Origin of the sequence: Streptomyces achromogenes subsp. achromogenes, assembly GCF_000720835.1 — a bacterium.
Classification (GTDB): domain Bacteria; phylum Actinomycetota; class Actinomycetes; order Streptomycetales; family Streptomycetaceae; genus Streptomyces; species Streptomyces achromogenes.
The window spans coordinates 33,264-51,011 of sequence record NZ_JODT01000013.1 but is presented as its reverse complement, the minus strand read 5'-3'; the positions used below and the strand labels follow the sequence as shown (position 1 = coordinate 51,011).

The 17,748-nt window shown below is 71.0% G+C and carries 21 protein-coding genes; 14 read left to right on the top strand and 7 right to left on the bottom strand.

The genetic code is table 11. The features are described 5' to 3' along the window. Positions 1-81: 81 nt before the first annotated feature. The gene (locus IH25_RS0114725; RefSeq protein ID WP_030608933.1) at positions 82-1,206 is read left to right on the top strand and encodes a lytic polysaccharide monooxygenase; all 1,125 of its coding nucleotides are present in this window, start codon (positions 82-84) and stop codon (positions 1,204-1,206) included. 224 nt (positions 1,207-1,430) lie between these two features. Further along, positions 1,431-2,690 carry a cation:proton antiporter domain-containing protein gene (locus IH25_RS0114720; RefSeq protein ID WP_030608930.1) on the top strand — a complete coding sequence of 420 codons (1,260 nt, stop codon included), beginning with the start codon at positions 1,431-1,433 and terminating at the stop codon, positions 2,688-2,690. 36 nt (positions 2,691-2,726) lie between these two features. Here the strand turns inward: IH25_RS0114720 and IH25_RS0114715 are convergent, their stop codons facing one another. After that, positions 2,727-3,269 (bottom strand): hypothetical protein, encoded by a 543-nt coding sequence (locus IH25_RS0114715; RefSeq protein WP_030608927.1) that lies wholly within the window; start codon positions 3,267-3,269, stop codon positions 2,727-2,729. Positions 3,270-3,535: 266 nt separating this feature from the next. Between IH25_RS0114715 and IH25_RS0114710 the strand changes: the two genes are divergently transcribed. Both IH25_RS0114710 and IH25_RS0114705 read left to right on the top strand, forming a co-directional pair. Next, the gene (locus IH25_RS0114710) at positions 3,536-3,895 is read left to right on the top strand and encodes a DUF6204 family protein (RefSeq protein ID WP_030608924.1); all 360 of its coding nucleotides are present in this window, start codon (positions 3,536-3,538) and stop codon (positions 3,893-3,895) included. Between the two features lie 53 nt (positions 3,896-3,948). Continuing rightward, positions 3,949-4,395 (top strand): MarR family winged helix-turn-helix transcriptional regulator, encoded by a 447-nt coding sequence (locus IH25_RS0114705; protein WP_030608921.1) that lies wholly within the window; start codon positions 3,949-3,951, stop codon positions 4,393-4,395. 206 nt (positions 4,396-4,601) lie between these two features. Here the strand turns inward: IH25_RS0114705 and IH25_RS0114700 are convergent, their stop codons facing one another. Further along, positions 4,602-5,012 (bottom strand): pyrophosphohydrolase domain-containing protein, encoded by a 411-nt coding sequence (locus IH25_RS0114700; RefSeq protein ID WP_030608918.1) that lies wholly within the window; start codon positions 5,010-5,012, stop codon positions 4,602-4,604. A gap of 99 nt (positions 5,013-5,111) precedes the next feature. Between IH25_RS0114700 and IH25_RS0114695 the strand changes: the two genes are divergently transcribed. Next, entirely contained in the window at positions 5,112-6,110 is a 999-nt protein-coding gene (locus IH25_RS0114695; RefSeq protein WP_030608914.1) for a TAXI family TRAP transporter solute-binding subunit, read from the top strand. 28 nt (positions 6,111-6,138) lie between these two features. On the opposite strand, the gene IH25_RS0114690 is transcribed toward IH25_RS0114695, so the two are convergent. Next, positions 6,139-7,569, bottom strand: coding sequence for a sensor histidine kinase (locus IH25_RS0114690; RefSeq protein ID WP_030608911.1), 1,431 nt, complete (start codon positions 7,567-7,569; stop codon positions 6,139-6,141). A 9-nt stretch (positions 7,570-7,578) separates the two neighbouring features. Continuing rightward, positions 7,579-8,265: a response regulator transcription factor gene (locus tag IH25_RS0114685; RefSeq protein WP_030608908.1), complete on the bottom strand. Its 687-nt coding sequence runs from the start codon at positions 8,263-8,265 to the stop codon at positions 7,579-7,581. A gap of 295 nt (positions 8,266-8,560) precedes the next feature. On the opposite strand from IH25_RS0114685, the gene IH25_RS0114680 reads away from it, so the two are divergent. The 4 genes from IH25_RS0114680 to IH25_RS0114665 all read left to right on the top strand — a co-directional run bounded on the left by IH25_RS0114680 (position 8,561) and on the right by IH25_RS0114665 (position 12,084). Then, entirely contained in the window at positions 8,561-9,337 is a 777-nt protein-coding gene (locus IH25_RS0114680) for an amino acid ABC transporter ATP-binding protein (RefSeq protein ID WP_030608906.1), read from the top strand. A 74-nt stretch (positions 9,338-9,411) separates the two neighbouring features. Continuing rightward, positions 9,412-10,329 carry a glutamate ABC transporter substrate-binding protein gene (locus IH25_RS0114675; RefSeq protein ID WP_030608903.1) on the top strand — a complete coding sequence of 306 codons (918 nt, stop codon included), beginning with the start codon at positions 9,412-9,414 and terminating at the stop codon, positions 10,327-10,329. 166 nt (positions 10,330-10,495) lie between these two features. After that, positions 10,496-11,143 (top strand): amino acid ABC transporter permease, encoded by a 648-nt coding sequence (locus IH25_RS0114670; RefSeq protein ID WP_030608901.1) that lies wholly within the window; start codon positions 10,496-10,498, stop codon positions 11,141-11,143. Continuing rightward, on the top strand, positions 11,140-12,084 hold the full coding sequence (locus IH25_RS0114665) for an amino acid ABC transporter permease (protein WP_030608899.1): 945 nt from the start codon (positions 11,140-11,142) through the stop codon (positions 12,082-12,084). The genes IH25_RS0114670 and IH25_RS0114665 overlap by 4 nt, the downstream gene beginning before the upstream one ends. Positions 12,085-12,198: 114 nt before the next feature. Here IH25_RS0114665 and IH25_RS0114660 read toward each other — a convergent pair whose 3' ends face one another. Together IH25_RS0114660 and IH25_RS41185 are read right to left on the bottom strand one after the other, a co-directional pair. Beyond that, positions 12,199-12,612 (bottom strand): hypothetical protein, encoded by a 414-nt coding sequence (locus tag IH25_RS0114660; RefSeq protein ID WP_030608897.1) that lies wholly within the window; start codon positions 12,610-12,612, stop codon positions 12,199-12,201. A gap of 94 nt (positions 12,613-12,706) precedes the next feature. Then, entirely contained in the window at positions 12,707-13,192 is a 486-nt protein-coding gene (locus IH25_RS41185; RefSeq protein ID WP_157846974.1) for a hypothetical protein, read from the bottom strand. Between the two features lie 426 nt (positions 13,193-13,618). Between IH25_RS41185 and IH25_RS0114655 the strand changes: the two genes are divergently transcribed. The 5 genes from IH25_RS0114655 to IH25_RS0114640 all read left to right on the top strand — a co-directional run bounded on the left by IH25_RS0114655 (position 13,619) and on the right by IH25_RS0114640 (position 17,406). Beyond that, on the top strand, positions 13,619-14,137 hold the full coding sequence (locus tag IH25_RS0114655; RefSeq protein WP_157846973.1) for a response regulator transcription factor: 519 nt from the start codon (positions 13,619-13,621) through the stop codon (positions 14,135-14,137). A 202-nt stretch (positions 14,138-14,339) separates the two neighbouring features. Next, positions 14,340-16,016: an FAD-dependent monooxygenase gene (locus IH25_RS0114650; protein ID WP_030608891.1), complete on the top strand. Its 1,677-nt coding sequence runs from the start codon at positions 14,340-14,342 to the stop codon at positions 16,014-16,016. A 232-nt stretch (positions 16,017-16,248) separates the two neighbouring features. Then, the gene (locus IH25_RS43085; RefSeq protein WP_358262244.1) at positions 16,249-16,362 is read left to right on the top strand and encodes a putative leader peptide; all 114 of its coding nucleotides are present in this window, start codon (positions 16,249-16,251) and stop codon (positions 16,360-16,362) included. A 67-nt stretch (positions 16,363-16,429) separates the two neighbouring features. After that, entirely contained in the window at positions 16,430-16,969 is a 540-nt protein-coding gene (locus tag IH25_RS0114645) for a cupin domain-containing protein (protein ID WP_078844244.1), read from the top strand. After that, on the top strand, positions 16,966-17,406 hold the full coding sequence (locus IH25_RS0114640; protein WP_037654952.1) for a rhodanese-like domain-containing protein: 441 nt from the start codon (positions 16,966-16,968) through the stop codon (positions 17,404-17,406). The genes IH25_RS0114645 and IH25_RS0114640 overlap by 4 nt, the downstream gene beginning before the upstream one ends. Positions 17,407-17,454: 48 nt before the next feature. Here IH25_RS0114640 and IH25_RS39405 read toward each other — a convergent pair whose 3' ends face one another. Beyond that, a complete protein-coding gene (locus tag IH25_RS39405; RefSeq protein ID WP_394298431.1) occupies positions 17,455-17,628 on the bottom strand; it encodes a hypothetical protein in 174 nt (57 codons plus the stop codon). Positions 17,629-17,748: the final 120 nt, after the last annotated feature.

Sequence of the window (17,748 nt, the reverse complement as noted above, 5' to 3'; positions counted from 1 at the left end):
CGAGGAGCGCACATGAGACGCCCACCGGACGGCACCCTCCCGGGGCGCACCGCCCCTTCGATCCCACGGAAGGAGAGAATCGTGGCCCGACGCGGCAGGCTCCTGTCGGTCGTGGCGGCCTTGTCGACCCTGCTGGCCGCGCTCGGCCTGGCCCTGCTGGGACAGGGCAGCGCCAAGGCGCACGGGGTGGCGATGCTGCCCGGCTCCCGTACCTATCTGTGTTACCTGGACGGCCACACGGGGACCGGCGGGATGAACCCGACCAACCCCGCCTGCAAGGACGCGGTGGCCAAGAGCGGGGCGACCTCGCTGTACAACTGGTTCGCCGTGCTCGACTCCAACGCCGGTGGGCGCGGCGCCGGTTACGTCCCGGACGGCACCCTGTGCAGCGCCGGTGACCGCTCGCCGTACGACTTCTCCGCGTACAACGCCGCTCGCTCGGACTGGCCGCGCACCCACCTGACCAGCGGGGCGACGATCCAGGCGCAGTACAGCAACTGGGCGGCGCACCCGGGCAGCTTCCGGGTGTACCTCACCAAGCCCGGCTGGTCGCCGACCAGTACGTTGCGCTGGGCCGACCTCGACCTGATCCAGACGGTCACCAACCCGCCCCAGCAGGGCTCGGTCGGCACCGACGGCGGCCACTACTACTGGGACATGCAGCTGCCCTCCGGGCGCTCCGGCAACGCCCTGCTGTTCATCCAGTGGGTCCGCTCGGACAGCCAGGAGAACTTCTTCTCCTGCTCCGACGTCGTCTTCGACGGCGGCCACGGCGAGGTGACGGGCATCGGCGGTTCCGGCACCACGCCCACCCCGACGCCCACGCCCACCCCGACCCCCACCCCGACACCGACCCCGACGCCCACCCCGACGGACCCGCACACCGGTTCCTGCATGGCCACCTACTCCGTGGTCAGCGCCTGGAACGGCGGCTTCCAGGCGTCCGTCGAGGTCATGAACCACGGCACCGCCCCCCTCGACGGCTGGGCCGTGTCCTGGACGCCGGGCACCGGCACCAAGATCAGCAGCTTGTGGAACGGGACGCAGACCACGGCCGCCGACGGCACGGTCACGGTCCGCAACGCGGACCACAACCGGGTCGTCGCGGCCGACGGCAGCACCACGTTCGGCTTCACCGCCACCTCCACCGGCAACAACCTGCCCGCCGGATCGATCGGTTGCGTCACGGCACAGAGCGCTTCCTGAGAACCGTGCGCCAGGCGCCGCCTCCCCGGCCCGCACCCGGGGAGGCGGCGTCTTTCCGTCTGCCGACGGCCTCGACCCGCCCATCGGTACCCGCCGTCCGGATCCGGTCAGCCGAATGGGGACATTGACAAGGCGGGCGTACACCACAAAGCATTGCTGGGCACGTCTACGGCACCTCAAGAGTTCCGGGCGGCCTACGCGGCCCGTCGTCAAGGCAGGTACCGATGACCACGAACCAGCTGTTCGCGCTCTTTTGCGACCTCGCCCTCATCATCGTGCTCGCCCGGATACTGGGCGCCGTGGCACAGCGCTTCTCCCAGCCCGCGGTCATCGGCGAGGTGCTCGCGGGAATTCTGCTCGGCCCCACTTTCCTGGGCCATTCCGTGCCGGAGTTCCTGTTTCCCCCCGGGGTGCGGCCGATGCTCACCGCGCTCGCCGATGTGGGCATGGCCGTCTTCATGTTCATCGTGGGTCTGGAACTGGACCGGAAGATCCTGCGCGGCACCGGACGACTGGCCGTCACGGTGGCGGTCTCCTGCACCGTGCTGCCGTTCGGACTCGGCACGCTGCTCGCCCTGATGCTGGCCGACGACCACGCCCAGGGGCACCGGCTGGGCTTCGTGCTCTTCATGGGCACGGCGATGTCGGTGACCGCCTTCCCGGTGCTGGCGCGGATCCTCACGGACCGGAAGATGCAGCACACCCCGATCGGCGGGCTGGCGCTGGCCTGCGCCGCGATCGGTGACGTACTCGCCTGGTGCATGCTCGCCGCCGTGGTGGCCCTGGTCGGCGGAGGGGGCGGTGACCAGTGGCTCCTGCTGCTGCTCGTGCCGTACGCCGGTGTGATGGTGTGGGTGGTCCGTCCGCTGCTGCGCAGGCTGGTCGCCGGCGGCGGGGCCCGGCTGACCCCGGCGGTGCTGACGGTCGTCCTCGCGGGGCTGCTCGTCTCGGGGGCGGTCACCGAACGGATCGGTCTGCATTTCATTTTCGGTGCTTTCCTTTTCGGTGTGGTGATGCCGAAGGAATCCACCGAGCGGCTCCGCGCGGACATCATCGACCGGATCGGCGATGTGAGCGGTCAGTTGCTGCAACCGGTCTTCTTCATCATCGTGGGTTTGAAAGTCGACCTGTCGGACATGGGCAGTTCCGGTTGGCTGGACTTCGCGCTCATTCTGCTCGTCGCGGTCAGCGGGAAATTCGTCGGCGCGTTCCTGAGTGCCCGGGCCTTCCGCGTCACGGCGCGCCAGTCGGCGGTTCTCGCCACGCTCATGAACACACGGGGGCTCACCGAACTGATCATTCTGACCGCCGGCCTGCAACTCGGCGTCCTGGACGAGCGGTTGTACTCCCTGATGGTGGTGATGGCGGTCGTGACGACGGCGATGGCCGGTCCGCTGCTCGCCGTCCTGCGGCCGCGTGCCCTGGCCGGCCAGGACCCCGTCCTCCCGGTCCAGGACGCCCAGTCGCCGGCCACCAAGCGCTGAGCCCCCGTACGCCGCAACCCCTACGGGCCGGTTCCCTCACCTCCCCGGATCCGCCGCGTACGCGGCCAGTTCGGCCCGCATCTCGCGCCGGGTCCGCCGCAGCCGGCCCCACAGTTCGTCGATGCTCTCCCGTACGGCCTCGGGCGAGTCCCCGGCGCGCGGGAGTCCGTCGTCCAGGCGCCGGACCATGCCGTACACCGACCCCAGGTCGTGGCTGAGGCCCGCCACGAGGTCGAGCACCCGCTCCGGCAGCCGCATCTGGGCCTCGGCGTACACGTCCCGGTACTGGTCGCGTGCCTGGGTGAGCCGCTGTCGTACGACCCTCAGTTCCTCGTCCCGGCCCAGCGCGTGCACCTGGTCGGTGAGGGCGGCCAGATACTGCCGGGCGGAGGCGTTGAGGGCCACGGAGCACGCGCGCAGTTCCTGGGCGTGCCGGCGCCGCTCCCGTACCTGCTCGACGCGGTCCAGTTCGCGCTGCCGGCCGCGGTCGGCCGCGCGCTGGGTCAGCAGCGCGGACAGCAGCGTCCCGACAACTCCGACGACCGCGACCAGGGGCGCGGTCGCTTCCCCGAGGTCCACCCCGCCTCCACCCCGTAGTTCCGCCATGTTCAGGTAAGCACCGGTGTCCGGCGTGGTGAACGGCCGGCCCGGACCTCGCCCGGTGTTCGCCCCGCCACCGACCGGCCGGACGGCCGCACCGGCACCCCGGCCGGATCCCGGCCGCCCCCGGAGCCGTGCGGGTGCGTGACCCGTCCCTTTGCCGTGCGACTCCGTGGCCCGTCCCTGCCCCACGGCGCCCGGAAACCGGGTGGAGGTCCGCGCTCCGCCCCGCCTACAGTCGCGGGATGACCACACGGACCTTCCGCATCACCGTCCGCGGCGCCTTCGACGGCCTCACCGAGGCCCAGCGCGCCGCCCTCCTCGCCGACGCCGCCGAACACGACGTCCTGCGCGCCGCGTTCACGCCCGAGGGGACCCTCACCTACGACATCGCCGCCCGGCCCGCCTTCGTGTTCCGCTTCTCCGCCACGGGCGAGAAGGAGGAGGACATCCTGGAGGCGACCGAGCGGGCCGAGGCGGCGGCCGCCTCCTGGCTCACCGGGCGCGGCTACGGCTACAAGCACCTGCGCTCCACCGCCGAGGACCTCTCCCAGGCCCCCTTGGGCAAGCGACAGCGCCGCGCCGCCCGGGCGACCGGCTCCTGAACCGCGGGCCTAAACTTGAGCACTCAAGGAGTCGGCAAGGGAAGGCGGACGCGATGAGCGAGGAGGCGCTGGACGCGGCGCTGCGGCTGGTACGGGCCCAGACGGCGCTGGTACGGCGCTTCGACGCGCGGCTCGGCGGGCTGCACGGCGTCAGCCTCGCCGACTTCACGCTGCTGCTCCGGCTCGCCCAGGCACCCGGCGCCCGGATGCGCCGGGTCGACCTGGCCGAGGCGCTGGGGCTGACCGCGTCCGGGGTCACGCGCGGACTCGCTCCGCTGGAGCGGATCGGGCTGGTGACCCGGGAGCCGGACGCCCGGGACGCGCGCGTGGCGTACGCGGCGCTGACCGGCACGGGCCGGCGGCGGCTGACGGAGATGCTGGCCACGGCCCGGGAGACGGCCGCCGAGATCTTCGCCGCCCCGGACTGGGCCCCGGCGGACCTCGCCCGCCTCACGGCCCTGCTGACCCGCCTGGGCGGCACGGGGCTGAAGGGGCCCTGACCGACATCGGCCGAACGCGTCCCCGGTCCGGCGGATGTACGCCGACGGGGACGCGGCCTACCCCGGCCAATGCTCCCCGCACCCCGCAGGCGTACGTCGCCCGGGCCCGGGCACGGACCTACCTGGCCCGGAGCTCCCCGATCCCCCGCGGCCAGCTACGAGGTACCGGCCCACCCGGCCCGGCGCCTCGTAGCCGACCGCGCGCGTCAGGCGCCGTCGCCGCCCGGTATCCAGCCCTGGCGGCGCAGGACGGCGGAGACGTCCGGGGCGCGGTAGTGCTCGCCCTTGAGCACCTTGCCGTCGGCCCGGCGGGCGATCTGTCCGTCCGGGCCGAGCTTGCTCATGTTGGCGCGGTGGATCTCGGCGATCACCTCGTCCAGGTCGATGCCGTGCACGAGGGCCGTGCCGTAGGCCACGTACACCACGTCGGCCAGCTCGTGCGCGAGCCGGTCCAGCGGGCCCTCGACCGCGACCTCGGCGACCTCCGCGGCCTCCTCGGCGAGCAGTTCGCCCCGGTGGGCGGCCAGGCCGGGGTCCACCTCCGTCGGCGTGTCGCGGACGTCGAGGCCGAAGGCGCGGTGGAACTCGTGGACGAGACGGGCGGGCGAAGTGCTCATGCGGCGACTGTAACGGGCGGCACCGACAACGCCCGCCGGCCGCGGCCTCTGTGACCCGGGCCCTGGTCACCGCCGTGGCCCTGCTGGCAGGATCGCCGCATGTCCAAGAGGTTCCCCCGGGTCGGCAGGCGCGCGGCGCTGCGCGGCGCGGCCGTCGGTGTCGTGGCCCTCGGGCTGCTGGTGTGGTGGCTGCTGCCGCTCGGCGAGAAGCCGCCGGGCGGGACGATCGTGTTCAGCACCGGCACGCCCCGCGGGGTGTACCAGGAGTACGGCGAGCGGCTGCGCACCGAGATGGGCAAGGACATGCCGGGGCTGACGGTGAAGCTGCTCAACAGCGCCGGTTCCCAGGAGAACGTGGAGCGGGTGGCGACCGGGCGGGCGGACTTCACCATCGCGGCGGCCGACGCGGTGGCGGCGTACGGGCTGCGGCAGGGCGAGGGCGCCGGACGGCTGCGCGGGGTGGCCCGGCTCTACGACGACTACGTGCAGCTCATCGTGGCCCCGGGCTCGGACATCAGCGACGTTGCGGACCTGCGGCACAAGCGGGTGGCGATCGGGTTGCCGAATTCGGGGGTGCGGCTGATAGCCGAGCGGGTGCTCCGGGCCGCCGGGATCGATCCGCGCAAGGACATCACTCCGGCGGGGGACGGCATCGACACCGGGCCGGCGCGGCTGCGGGAGGGGAAGATCGACGCCTTCTTCTGGTCCGGCGGGCTGCCCACGAAGGGGCTGGCCACGCTGGCGCAGCAGGGAGCCTTCCGGTTCGTGCCGATCGACGACGCCCTGGTCGCCCGGCTGCACGGCCAGGGCGAGTGGGCGCGCTACTACCGGTCCACGAAGATCCCCGAGTCGGCCTACCCGAACGTGCAGCGGGGTGCCGAGGTGCCGACGATCGCCGTGTCCAACGTGCTGATGACCCGTACCGACGTCGATCCCCGGCTGACCGAGTGGGTGACCCGCACGGTGATCAAGAGCCGGGACGGCATCGGCGCCCATGTCCACTCCGCGCAGCTGGTCGACCTGCGCACCGCCATCTACACCGGCCCGCTGCCGCTCCAGGAGGGCGCCCGGCGCTACTACCGGTCGGTCAAGCCCTGACGGACGGCCACCGGCTTGCGCGACGCGCCTAGCGGGCGCCCTGAGCGGCCTCGATGGCCGGCGGGTGCCGTGGCACGCTGACGGTGACCCGTAGTCCCCGCGGCTCGTGGTGGGCGAAGTCGACCGAGCCGCCGCCCGCCGCGAGCAGGGCGCGGGTGATGGACAGGCCCAGGCCCGAGCCCTTGACGTTCTGGTGCCGGCCGCTGCGCCAGAACCGGTCGCCCACGCGCGCGAGTTCCTCGTCGGTGAGGCCGGGACCGGTGTCCGTGACGACGACCGTGGTGGTGTCGCCGTCGGCGCAGACGGCGACCTCGACCGTGCCGCCCTCGGGGGTGAACTTCACGGCGTTGTCGATCACCGCGTCCAGGGCGCTGGACAGGGCGATCGGGTCGGCCCAGGCGGTGGTGGGCGGGCAGTCGCCGGTCAGGCTCACACCCTTGGCCCGGGCGGCCGGAGCCCAGGCGGCCACCCGCTCCCCGGCCAGCGCGCCGATGTCGGTCAGCCCCAGGTCGGCCTCGGCGTGCTCGGCCAGCGCCAGGTCGAGCAGGTCGTCCAGGACCTGCGCGAGGCGCTTGCCCTCGGTGCGGACCGAGGCGATCTCCGCGTTGCCCTCGGGGAGTTCGAGGGCGAGCAGTTCGATCCGCAGCAGCAGCGCCGCGAGCGGGTTGCGCAACTGGTGCGAGGCGTCGGCGACGAAGGCGCGCTGCTGCTCCAGCACGGCCTCGACGTTGTCCGCCATCTCGTTGAACGACCGGGCCAGCCGCCTGAGTTCCGGCGGCCCGCCGGCCACCGCGACACGGGACTTGAGCCGCCCGGTGGCGATGTCGTGGGTGGTGGCGTCCAGGACCCGGACCGGCTTGAGGACCCAGCCGGTCAGCCGGAGCGCTGCGCCGACGGCGAGCAGCATGGCCGCGATCTCGCCGGCGCCGATGACCAGCCAGCCGCGCAGGATCCGGGACCGCAGCTGCTCGGTGGGCGAGTCGGTGACCACGACCGCGACGACGTCCCCGTCCCGGATCACCGGTGAGGCGACGACGAGCCGGCTGTGCTGCCAGGGCCAGGCCTGCGGCGGGTCGTGGCTGCGCCGGCTGAGCAGCGCCTCGTCGAACGCCCGGCGTACCTCACCCGCGCGCGGGACGAACCAGTCGCCGGGCGCGTTGGCCATCGCCTCCGTACCGTTGCGGTAGAAGACGCCCGCGCGTATGCCGTAGACGTCGTGGTAGCTCTCCAGCTCGCTGCGCAGACCGGCCCGGCGTTCGTCCGTGGTGGTGCGCCGCGACCCGCCGGGCCCGTCGGTGACGAACTGGGCGAGCGCGGCGAACCGGGCCGCGTCGTCCATCCGGTCGACGACGACCCGTTGCTGCTGGGCGGCGGCCAGGCTGCCGGCGAGCGGGATGCCGAGCGCCAGCAGGACGGCCGCCAGCAGCACGATGAGCAGCGGGAGGAGACGTGTGCGCACCCGTCCCCGCTAGACGGCCGGGGCGACGAGCCGGTAGCCGACGCCGCGTACGGTCTCTATCAGCGCGGGCAGGCGGAGTTTGGCGCGCAGGGAGGCGACGTGCACCTCCAGGGTGCGGCCGGTGCCCTCCCAGCTGGTGCGCCAGACCTCGCTGATGATCTGCTCCCGCCGGAAGACCACGCCGGGCCGCTGCGCGAGCAGGGCGAGCAGGTCGAACTCCTTGCGGGTCAGCTGGACCACCGCGCCGTCCACGCTGACCTGGCGGGTGGGCAGTTCGATCCGGACCGGGCCGAGCAGCACGGCGTCCTCGCCGCCGGTGACGGCGTCCTCCTGGACGGTGCGCCGGCTGACGGCGTGGATCCGGGCGAGCAGTTCCCCGGTGTCGTACGGCTTGACCACGTAGTCGTCGGCGCCCAGGTTGAGGCCGTGGATGCGGGAGCGCACGTCGGCGCGGGCGGTGACCATGATCACGGGAGTGCTGGTGCGCTTGCGGATCTTGCCGCAGACCTCGTAGCCGTCCTGGTCGGGCAGGCCGAGGTCGAGCAGGACGACGCCGAAGCCGTTGCCCTCGGGGACGAGCGCCTGGAGGGCCTCCTCGCCGCTGCGCGCGTGGGTCACCTGGAAGCCGTGGCGCGCGAGGACGGCGGACAGGGCCGCGGCGACGTGATTGTCGTCCTCGACGAGCAGCAGTCTCATTCCGGCCCCCTCCGGTTCAGCGGTCGTACGGTCTCGGTTTCCGTCGGCCTTGTAGATCAGCGGCACGCGCGCGTGCACCATGGCAGTGACGCCGATGGATCAGGACGGAGTCAAGAGGCTTCGGGTTGCCCGTCTCTTCCGTTATCCGGCCGATACGCGCGCGGAGCCAAGTGCTACGACACGTGTCCGATTGCTACCGGATCGTGATGCTCAAGTCTCCCTCAGATGTGATGACGCAGGTCACAGCCGCTCACTACTGTCCTCGGAAACCCGAGGAGGACGGAGCCTGAGAGCGATGACCAAAGTAACGGTGGCCAAGGAAGACGTGGCCACGTCCGACGAACTGGTCGTCCTGAAGAGCGTCAACAAGCACTTCGGCGCGTTGCACGTGCTCCAGGACATCGACCTGACGATCGCCCGCGGCGAGGTCGTCGTGGTCATCGGGCCCTCCGGGTCCGGTAAGTCGACGCTGTGCCGCACCATCAACCGCCTGGAGACGATCGACTCGGGCACGATCACGATCGACGGCAAGCCGCTGCCGCACGAGGGCCGGGAGCTGGCCCGGCTGCGGGCGGACGTCGGGATGGTGTTCCAGTCGTTCAACCTGTTCGCGCACAAGACCGTGCTCGAGAACGTGATGCTGGGTCAGGTCAAGGTCCGCAAGGCGGACAAGACGAAGGCCGAGGAGAAGGCCCGGTCGCTGCTGGACCGGGTCGGCGTGGGCACCCAGGCCGACAAGTACCCCGCCCAGCTGTCCGGCGGCCAGCAGCAGCGGGTCGCGATCGCGCGGGCCCTGGCGATGGACCCGAAGGTCATGCTGTTCGACGAGCCGACCTCCGCGCTCGACCCCGAGATGATCAACGAGGTCCTGGAGGTCATGCAGCAGCTCGCGCGCGAGGGCATGACGATGATCGTCGTCACGCACGAGATGGGTTTCGCGCGGTCGGCCGCGAACCGGGTCGTCTTCATGGCGGACGGGCGAATCGTCGAACAGGCCGAGCCCAACCAGTTCTTCAACAACCCGCGCAGCGACCGGGCCCGCGAGTTCCTCTCGAAGATCCTTCACCACTGACCCCGCCGCCGGCGCCCGCTTCACGAGCGTCCGGTCCCGTGCACCACGAACCGCCGACTCCAAGGATGTCCACGATGAAGCTCCGCATGGCCGCCTCCGCGGCAGTGCTCACCACCCTGGCCCTGGCCCTGACCGCCTGTGGCGGCGACTCCGGCAATGCCGGGGACCAGACCACGGGCGACGGCACCGGGAAGAACGCCCCGAAGCTGCCGACGTACTCCGTCGCCACCGGCGTGAAGATCGACTCGTCCACGCTGAAGAGGGCGCAGCAGGCCGGCAAGCTCGTCATCGGCGCCAAGAACGACCAGCCGTTCCTCGGCTTCGAGGACACCACCGGCAAGCGGTCCGGCTTCGACATCGAGATCGCCAAGATGGTCGCCGCCGACCTCGGCTTCAAGCCCGAGCAGATCGAGTTCAAGACCGTCGACTCCAACGTCCGTGAGACCACGATCTCCAAGGGAGAGGTGGACCTCTACGTCGGCACGTACACGATCAACGACGAGCGCAAGAAGCAGGTCGGCTTCGCGGGCCCGTACTTCCAGGCCGGCGCGGACCTTCTCGTCCGCAAGGACGAGAACGGCATCACGGGTGCCGACTCGCTGAAGGGCAAGACGGTCTGCTCCATCAAGGGTTCGACCCCTCTGCAGGAGATCAAGAAGCCCAAGTACGGTGCGAAGACCATCGAGCTGTCGAAGTACTCCGAGTGCGTCCAGCAGCTGCTCAACAACGAGGTCGACGCCGTCACCACGGACGACGCCATCCTCAAGGGCTACGCGGCCCAGCGCCCCACCAAGCTGAAGGTGGTCGGCAAGCCGTTCACCCAGGAGCCGTACGGCGTGGGCATGAACAAGGACGACAAGGCCCTGCGTGACGCCGTCAACGACGCCTTGGAGAAGCACGAGAAGAACGGCGACTACAAGAAGGCGTACGAGGCGACCCTCGGCCTTTCCGGCTCCGCGTACCCGGAGCCGCCGGCCGTCAACCGCTACTGACGTGCCGCTGAGGCGTCGCCCGCGCGCGACGCCTCGTCAGCCGGCCGCCGCCGACCCGGTGCCCTGCGGGTCGGCGGCCGCCGTCCGGTCCGTCCCGGCGCCGCCGTCCCGCGCACCGCCCCGGGAACGGACTTCCCTGCCCGTACACCGCCACGAGGACCTCCCCGTGAACGTATTGCTCGACCATCTCGCGGACTTCCGCGAGGGGTTCATAGGCACCGTCCTGCTGACCCTCGCCAGCGGGCTCCTCGCGATGATCCTGGGTGTCGTCATCGCCGGGTTCCGCGTCTCCCCGGTACCTCCGCTGAGGATGTTCGGCACGGCGTGGGTCACCCTGTTCCGGAACACCCCTCTGACCCTGCTCTTCCTCATCGCGTGGTTCGTCGTCCCGGTCATCTTCGTGCCGGGTCTGAGCCCCTGGACGAAGGCGCTGCTCGCCCTGGGCTTCTACACCTCGGCCTTCGTCTGCGAGGCGGTGCGCTCGGGCATCAACACGGTTCCCATGGGCCAGGCGGAGGCCGCCCGCTCCCTCGGCATGTCCTTCTCGCAGACCCTGCGGCTGATCATCCTGCCGCAGGCGACGCGTAGCGTGATCGCGCCGCTCAGCTCGATCTTCATCGCCCTGACCAAGAACTCGGCGATCGCGGGTGCGTTCAGCGTCACCGAGCTGTTCGGGGTGCAGAAGCTGCTGAGCGACAAGGGCTTCCCCATCGCCTGGATCTTCCTGTGGGTGGCGCTGGGCTATCTCGTCGTCACCTTCTCGATCAGCGGTCTGTTCCGGCTGCTGGAGCGGCGCCTGGGGGTTGCCCGATGACTGCAAGCGTTCTGTACGACGCGCCGGGTCCGAAGGCCCGCCTGCGCAACCGCGTCTACACGGTGCTCGGCTCCCTGGCGTTGATCGCCCTGCTCGCCTTCGTCGTGTACCGCCTCGATGCCAAGGGCCAGCTGGACCCGAAGGTCTGGGACATCTTCAACAACGCCGGCGTGCGCACGAACATCCGCGACGGTGTGCTGACCACCCTGAAGGTGTTCGCCGTGGCGGGGGCGCTGTCCCTGGTCCTCGGGCTGCTGCTCGCCGTCGCGCGGCTGTCGGAGCACCGGCCGGTCCGCTGGCTGGCGACCGGCTTCATCGAGCTGTTCCGTGCCGTCCCGCTGCTCATCACGATCTACGCCCTGTGGGTGCTGTTCCTCACCTACAAGACCGATCTCGGCGTGATCGGTGACTACACCGCGTTCTGGGGTCTCGTCATCGGCCTCACCGTCTACAACGGCTCGGTGCAGGCCGAGGTGTTCCGCGCGGGCATCAACGCCGTGCCGAAGGGGCAGGTGGAGGCCGCCTACGCGCTCGGCATGCGCAAGTACCAAGTGATGACGATGCTCCTGCTGCCGCAGGCGATCCGGTCCATGCTGCCGACGATGATCAGCCAGCTGGTGGTCACGCTGAAGGACACCTCGCTCGGCTACGTCATCACCTACACCGAGCTTCTGTTCGCCACCCGGACGATGGCCAACAACATCATCGTCAACGGGGAGAACCCGTTCACGGCCGTCACCATCGTCGTCGGCGCCATCTACATCGCGATGTGCCTCGCCCTCTCCTCGCTCGCGACCTGGATCGAGCGGCGGGGACGCCGGGCCAAGACCGGCGTCGCCGTGGCCGCGGCGGCCGAGCCGGCCGAGCAACCCGGAGTGCTCGACACCACGGGAGCCCCCTTGGGGCCGGTCGACGGACGCACGGAACGCCCGGGGGACTAGCCGCGGGGCATGCGCGCCGGCGCCGGTCCCGGAGTTCGGCTCGCTGGACAAGACGAAGCGGGGTGTCGCGCCCTTCCCGATCGGGTGGGTGCGACACCCCGGTGGACTGTCCGATCAGCCGACGGGCTTGATGGAGGCGGTCCCCGTCATATCGGCGGGAGTGGAATGAATGGTCAGCGTGACGTTCGCATTCATATCGCCCATCGGCGTGAGCAGAACGGACTCGTTGCAGCCGGAAGCAGACGCTTCGACGGTGTCGACCGTCGACCCCCACTTCACAGAAGCGCGTGCCTTCCACTTGCCGCACTGCGGGTGGGTGACACGAATCGAGTGCTTACGAAGGTTCGGAAGCGAGGTGCTGCGGTACTGCTTGTCAACCCACTTGTACAGGTCGGCACCTCCGGTCGTGGTGATGCTGCCCGAGCGCTTTCCGAGGTAGATCTCGGACGGACCGTCCGCCAATGCCGAAGGCGCCGACAGGATGGACACCAACAGCACTGCACCAGCCAGCGTCGAGGTACGCCGCATGATTCTCTCCTTTTCGTCGTCTCGCCCGGAAGAAATTTTCCGGCGAGCGCGGTTCGTGCACCGCTCCAGGGCTCTTCCCTGCGGGCGTCAGCTGTCAGGCGGGGTAGTCGCCCCACTTCCACTGCCACGTGTCCTTGTACGGCTGAGTCCACCCGCGGTAGAGAATGCTGCCCTCGGCATAGAAGGATTGACACTTACTTTTCGGGGGCAGCGCCTTCACTATGGTTTCGACCGGCGTACCACCTGATACGCGTTCGCGGTAGACGCGTCCCCCATTGGGTTTGCAATAAATTGTCCCGGAGAGGTTCTCGACATGCCTGACGCCCCTGGGGCAGCGCGGATCCGACCTGAAATACGCCTTCAGGTAGGTGCCGAATTGGTCTGAGTCGTACCAAACCTCGAGCTTGGGAGCGCCGCAATGTACCGTGGCGCCGGAAGCACCGGCGGGAGACGCCGCTGCCGGCATGACGCCGGCCCCGACGGTGAGCAGGGAGCCGACTGCGCCCACCACGAGACTGCGCCGAACGTTGTGAGTCATCGAATGACAGGTCCTCTCGTACAGAGCTTCGCTGGCGCTCATCATCATGCATTCTCGAGCGAGAAGACGTATCCCCCCAAGGGGGGTAACGAACGGCCTTCCCCCCTGATTCGGGGATTGATATAGCGCCATCCTGTGGAGCGGCTCACCGCAGGGAAAGTCGTCCATCTATTCACGCGTGCAAAATCAGGAGCCGAAACCTACGTTCAGAAGTAGGCTTGACGGGCGCGTGCAAGCGCCACAGGATCGGACGGTGCTCTCGTCGTGACCAGTCGAGAGTGATGTCACAAGTGCCGCCAAGGCACGGAACCACACGGGGACCGCATGCTACGGGTGGGAATCATCGATGATAGAGCGCTCAGCCGCGCAGGGCTGCGACAGGTATTGCACGGCCTGGATTCGGAGGGGGGCCCGAATCCGCGCACGAGCATAGTCGCAGAGGGGAAAAGAGCCCAGGCGGCAGCACTGGTGAACAGGACCCGTCCAGATCTGCTGATCAGTGGTGATGCGCACGGCAAGGACTCGCTTCCTCTGGTGGAGATCATCGCTCGCCTTCCGGCAGCACCTGCCGTTCTAGTGATCACCGAACACATCACAGAAGCGGATGCCCGCATCCTCCTCGCCCGGGGAGCCGCCGGCATTCTCTTGCAGCGCTCGGCAATGCAGCACCTCGCCTGGGCTCTCACCGCTGTCACCGAAGGCAGCCGCGCGCTCTCCCCTGAGATCGCCGACGCGTTCATCCAGCGTTTCTCCGCCCCACCCCCCTGCCGCCGCGGCGTTTGCGAGCGCGTCGCCAGTCTCAGCACACGCGAACGTGAGGTGCTGGTGCTGCTCAGTGACGGCCTGCCCAACCGCGCCATTGCCCAGGCGTTGCATATAAGCCCGGAAACGGTCAAAGACCACGTGCGTAGCCTGTGCGGCAAACTGCGCGCGGACAGTCGCATTCACGCCGCGCGCATCGCCTGGCAGGCCGGCCTCGTCGCCTGACGCCATCCGGTCCTGACCGGCACTCGGTCTCCCGTGTCCGGCGCTGTCACCGTTTCGTCCAACACTCAGTCGCTGAGTGCCACCTTCGCTTGACGCAAACTCTGCCAATGGGTTGCATACGTTTTGTGATCGTGCACCCCGCTCCTCCTTCCTGTTCACTTGTCTCCGTCAGGGCATCGTCACGGGCAGGGGGCGTCGCACCATGGACCCGGTGATCATCGTCGGAGCGGGGCCCGTCGGACTCACGCTCGCCCTGCTGCTGACCCGTCAGAACGTGCCCGTCGTCGTCCTCGACGAAGGCCCCGGCAAGGACGAAGCCCGCCTGGCGCGCACCGTCGTCCTGCGCGAGGACACGGCCGCCCTGCTGGAACGGCTCACCGGGGTGGCGCTCGGCGAGCACGGTGTGCGCTGGGCCGGATGGCGGTCCGTCAGGCGCAAGCAGGTGATGACCGAGATCGCCTTCGCCGAGGACGACCCCGCCGCCCCGCTGCACATCGCCCAGCACATCGTGACGAACGCCCTGCGCGCGGCCCTCGCCGGCGAGCCGCTGGCGAAGGTGGTCACCGACAGCCGCCTGGACGCCGTCGAACAGGAGCGGACCGGCGTCACCGCGCACACCCGCGGCCCGAAGGCGACCTGGTGGCGCGGCAGTTACCTGGTGGGCTGCGACGGCCCCCGTTCGACCGTGCGCAAGCTCCAGGACATCCGCTTTCCCGGCCGTACGGCGGTGGAACGGCACGCGGTCGCCGCACTGCGGACGGAACTTCCGTGGGAGGGCCACGCGGTGCTCCACCGGATGCCGCCGTGGCGGTCGTCCGGGCCCTCGGCCGGGGAGGTGACCGCCCGCCCCCTCCCGGACGGCGCCTGGCGCCTGGACTGGCTGCTGCCGCCGGGCAAGGAGCTGATCACGCCCGAGATCGTGCTGGCCCGGATCAGCGAGACTCTCACGGGCTGGACGGGCGGCGACGCACCGGCGTACGACCTGCTCGACACCGGTGTCCACACGGTGCACCACCGGCTGGCCCGCCGGTGGCGCGCCGGCCGGGTCTTCCTCGCCGGGGACGCGGCCCATCTGCTCGGCGCGTTCGGCACCCAGGGGCTCGACGAGGGCCTGAGGGACGCCGACAACCTCGCCTGGAAGCTGGCCACGGCCTGGCACCACGGCCCGCACGAGGCCCTGTTGGACAGCTACCAGACCGAGCGGCGCGCGGTGGTCGCCGCCCGGCTGCGCGCCGCCGACCAGGCGCTGCCCGTCCTGCGCGGCGGCGGTCTGCGCGGCATCGTCCCGGGTGCGGCGCGCGGCCAGGACGCGCAGTTCACCGACGGCCACCTCGGGCGCGGTGCGCTGGGCGCGCCCGGCGACCACGCCGGTTCGCCGCTCACCCCCCGGCACCTGGAGGCGGCGATCCCCGTCGACACCCCGCCCGGCGCCCAGGTGACAGACGTCCGGGTCACGGCGGAGGACGGCTCCTTCGTCCGGCTGCGGGACCGGCTCGGCCGCGGCGCGCTGCTGGTCGTGCTGATCGCGCCGGGTACGGGGGTGTGGGACCGCAAGCACTGGGTGTCCGCCGGCGTGATGCCCCGGCTCGCGGCGGCCGTGACCGCGCTGCCGCACCCCGCCGAGCTGCTGGTCGCCGAGAGCTACCCGGGCGCGCCGGCGCACAGCGTGCTGCTCGTACGCCCCGACGGCTACCTGGTCACCGCGCTGAGCGGGGTACGCCCGGCCGACCTGTACACGGCTGCGGAGACCACGCTGGGCGGCTCGGCACCGGAGGCGGAGCCGGTGGCGGAGGAGGCGCGGGAGCCGGAGCCGGAGCAGGAAGAGCAGCGGGTGGGTGAGCGGGCGGCGACGGCGGAAGCGGGCTCGGGCCTGCGCTGACGCTCCGCGCGTGCGGCCGGGAGAAATCCGGCCGCGGCGGGACCACCGGGCCGGACCCGCGTGCGGACGCCCGTTCGCCAGGAACGCGCCCAGCCCCTGGCCGCGCCAGGCGTGAACGCAGGTGCCCCGTCCCCGGCCGCGCCGGGCGCCGCCCGGGTGGCGTTCGCCTCCGGCCTGCGCCGATTCCGCGCTCCCGTCCCTCCGTCCACGGTGTGACACTCGGTTGACCGGGATGGGCCGGCATGCTGTACTCCCGATCGTGACCGACACCTACGTGCGCCTGTGGCGGAGGGTCCACATGGACCTCGTCCGCTACGCGGGCTGCGTGTGTCGTCCGTCCTGCTGAATTCGCCTTCCTTTCCTCACCGGGCGCCGTCGCGCGCCCGTTTCCGCGAACCTCCAGGACGGTGCCCGTGTCTGTCCCCTCCTCCCTGCCCGCCCCCGTGTCCACCGCCGGCACGCCGCCCACGCAGGCGGACCTCCTCGACTTCGTCCGGCGTACGGCAGCCGACGCCGAGCTGATCGCCTCCCTCCCGCTCGACCCGGAGGGCCGCACCTGGGTGCGGCTCGAGGGGCCCGGCGGCAGCGAGGCATGGCTGATCGGCTGGCCGCCCGGCACCGGCACCGGCTGGCACGACCACGCCGATTCGGTCGGCGCCTTCCTCACCGCCTCGGGCGAGCTGACCGAGAACTCCCTCGCCGCCCGGCTGCCCAGCGACGGCTGGAAGACCCTGGAACTCACCGACGGCGTGGACCGCGTACGCCGGCTGTCCGCCGGACAGGGCCGCGCCTTCGGCCGCCACCACGTGCACGAGGTGCTCAACGAGTCCACGGAGCGACACGCCATCTCCGTCCACGCCTACTACCCACCGCTCCCCCACATCCGTCGTTACAGCCGCACCGGCCAGGTCCTGCGCCTGGAGCAGGTCGAACGCCCGGAGGACTGGCAGTGAGCGACACCGGCGAACAGCTGACGGCGACCGGAGCGACCGGCGAACGGCCGCCCGGCATCGACGAGGTGCTGGAGCGGGTCCGCGCGGGCTACCGGCGCATCGAGGCGCGGGAGGCGCACAAGGCGGCTCTCGACGGTGACGCGCTGCTGGTCGACATCCGGTACGCGGCCCTGCGGGAACGGGACGGGCTCATCCCGGGTGCCGTCGTGGTCGAGCGCAACGAGCTGGAGTGGCGCCTCGATCCCCAGGGCAGCCACCGTCTCCCCGAGGCCACCGGACACGACCTGCGTGTCGTGGTGATCTGCAACGAGGGGTACGCCTCCAGCCTCGCCGCCGCCTCCCTCCACCAGCTGGGCCTGCACCGGGCGACGGACCTGGTGGGCGGTTTCCAGGCGTGGCGGGCGGAAGGACTGCCGGTGAAGCCGGCGACGGCCTGAGGGCAGCGGCAGGCGCCGCGGTCTCACGTCCGCGACGGCCTGCCGCTGTCACTCCTTCGCCGTGGCGACCGTCACCGCCCGCACCCGCAGCGCCGCGCGTCCCGGCACGGCGCCGGACACCAGCGCGAGAACGCCGGCGAACCCGACGACGCAGACGTAGAGCAGCGGGGTGACCGCGGGTGTGGCCCTGCCCGTCATGCCGAGGCTGAACGCGGTGAGCACGGCGAGGGCGATCCCGCTGCCGAGTCGCTCGCATGCGCTGAGCGCGCGTAACAGAGTCGCCGGTCAGGGGGTGGGAAGGCACTGCGGCGACCAGGCGTCTCGGCAGGGGGCGCCCCACCC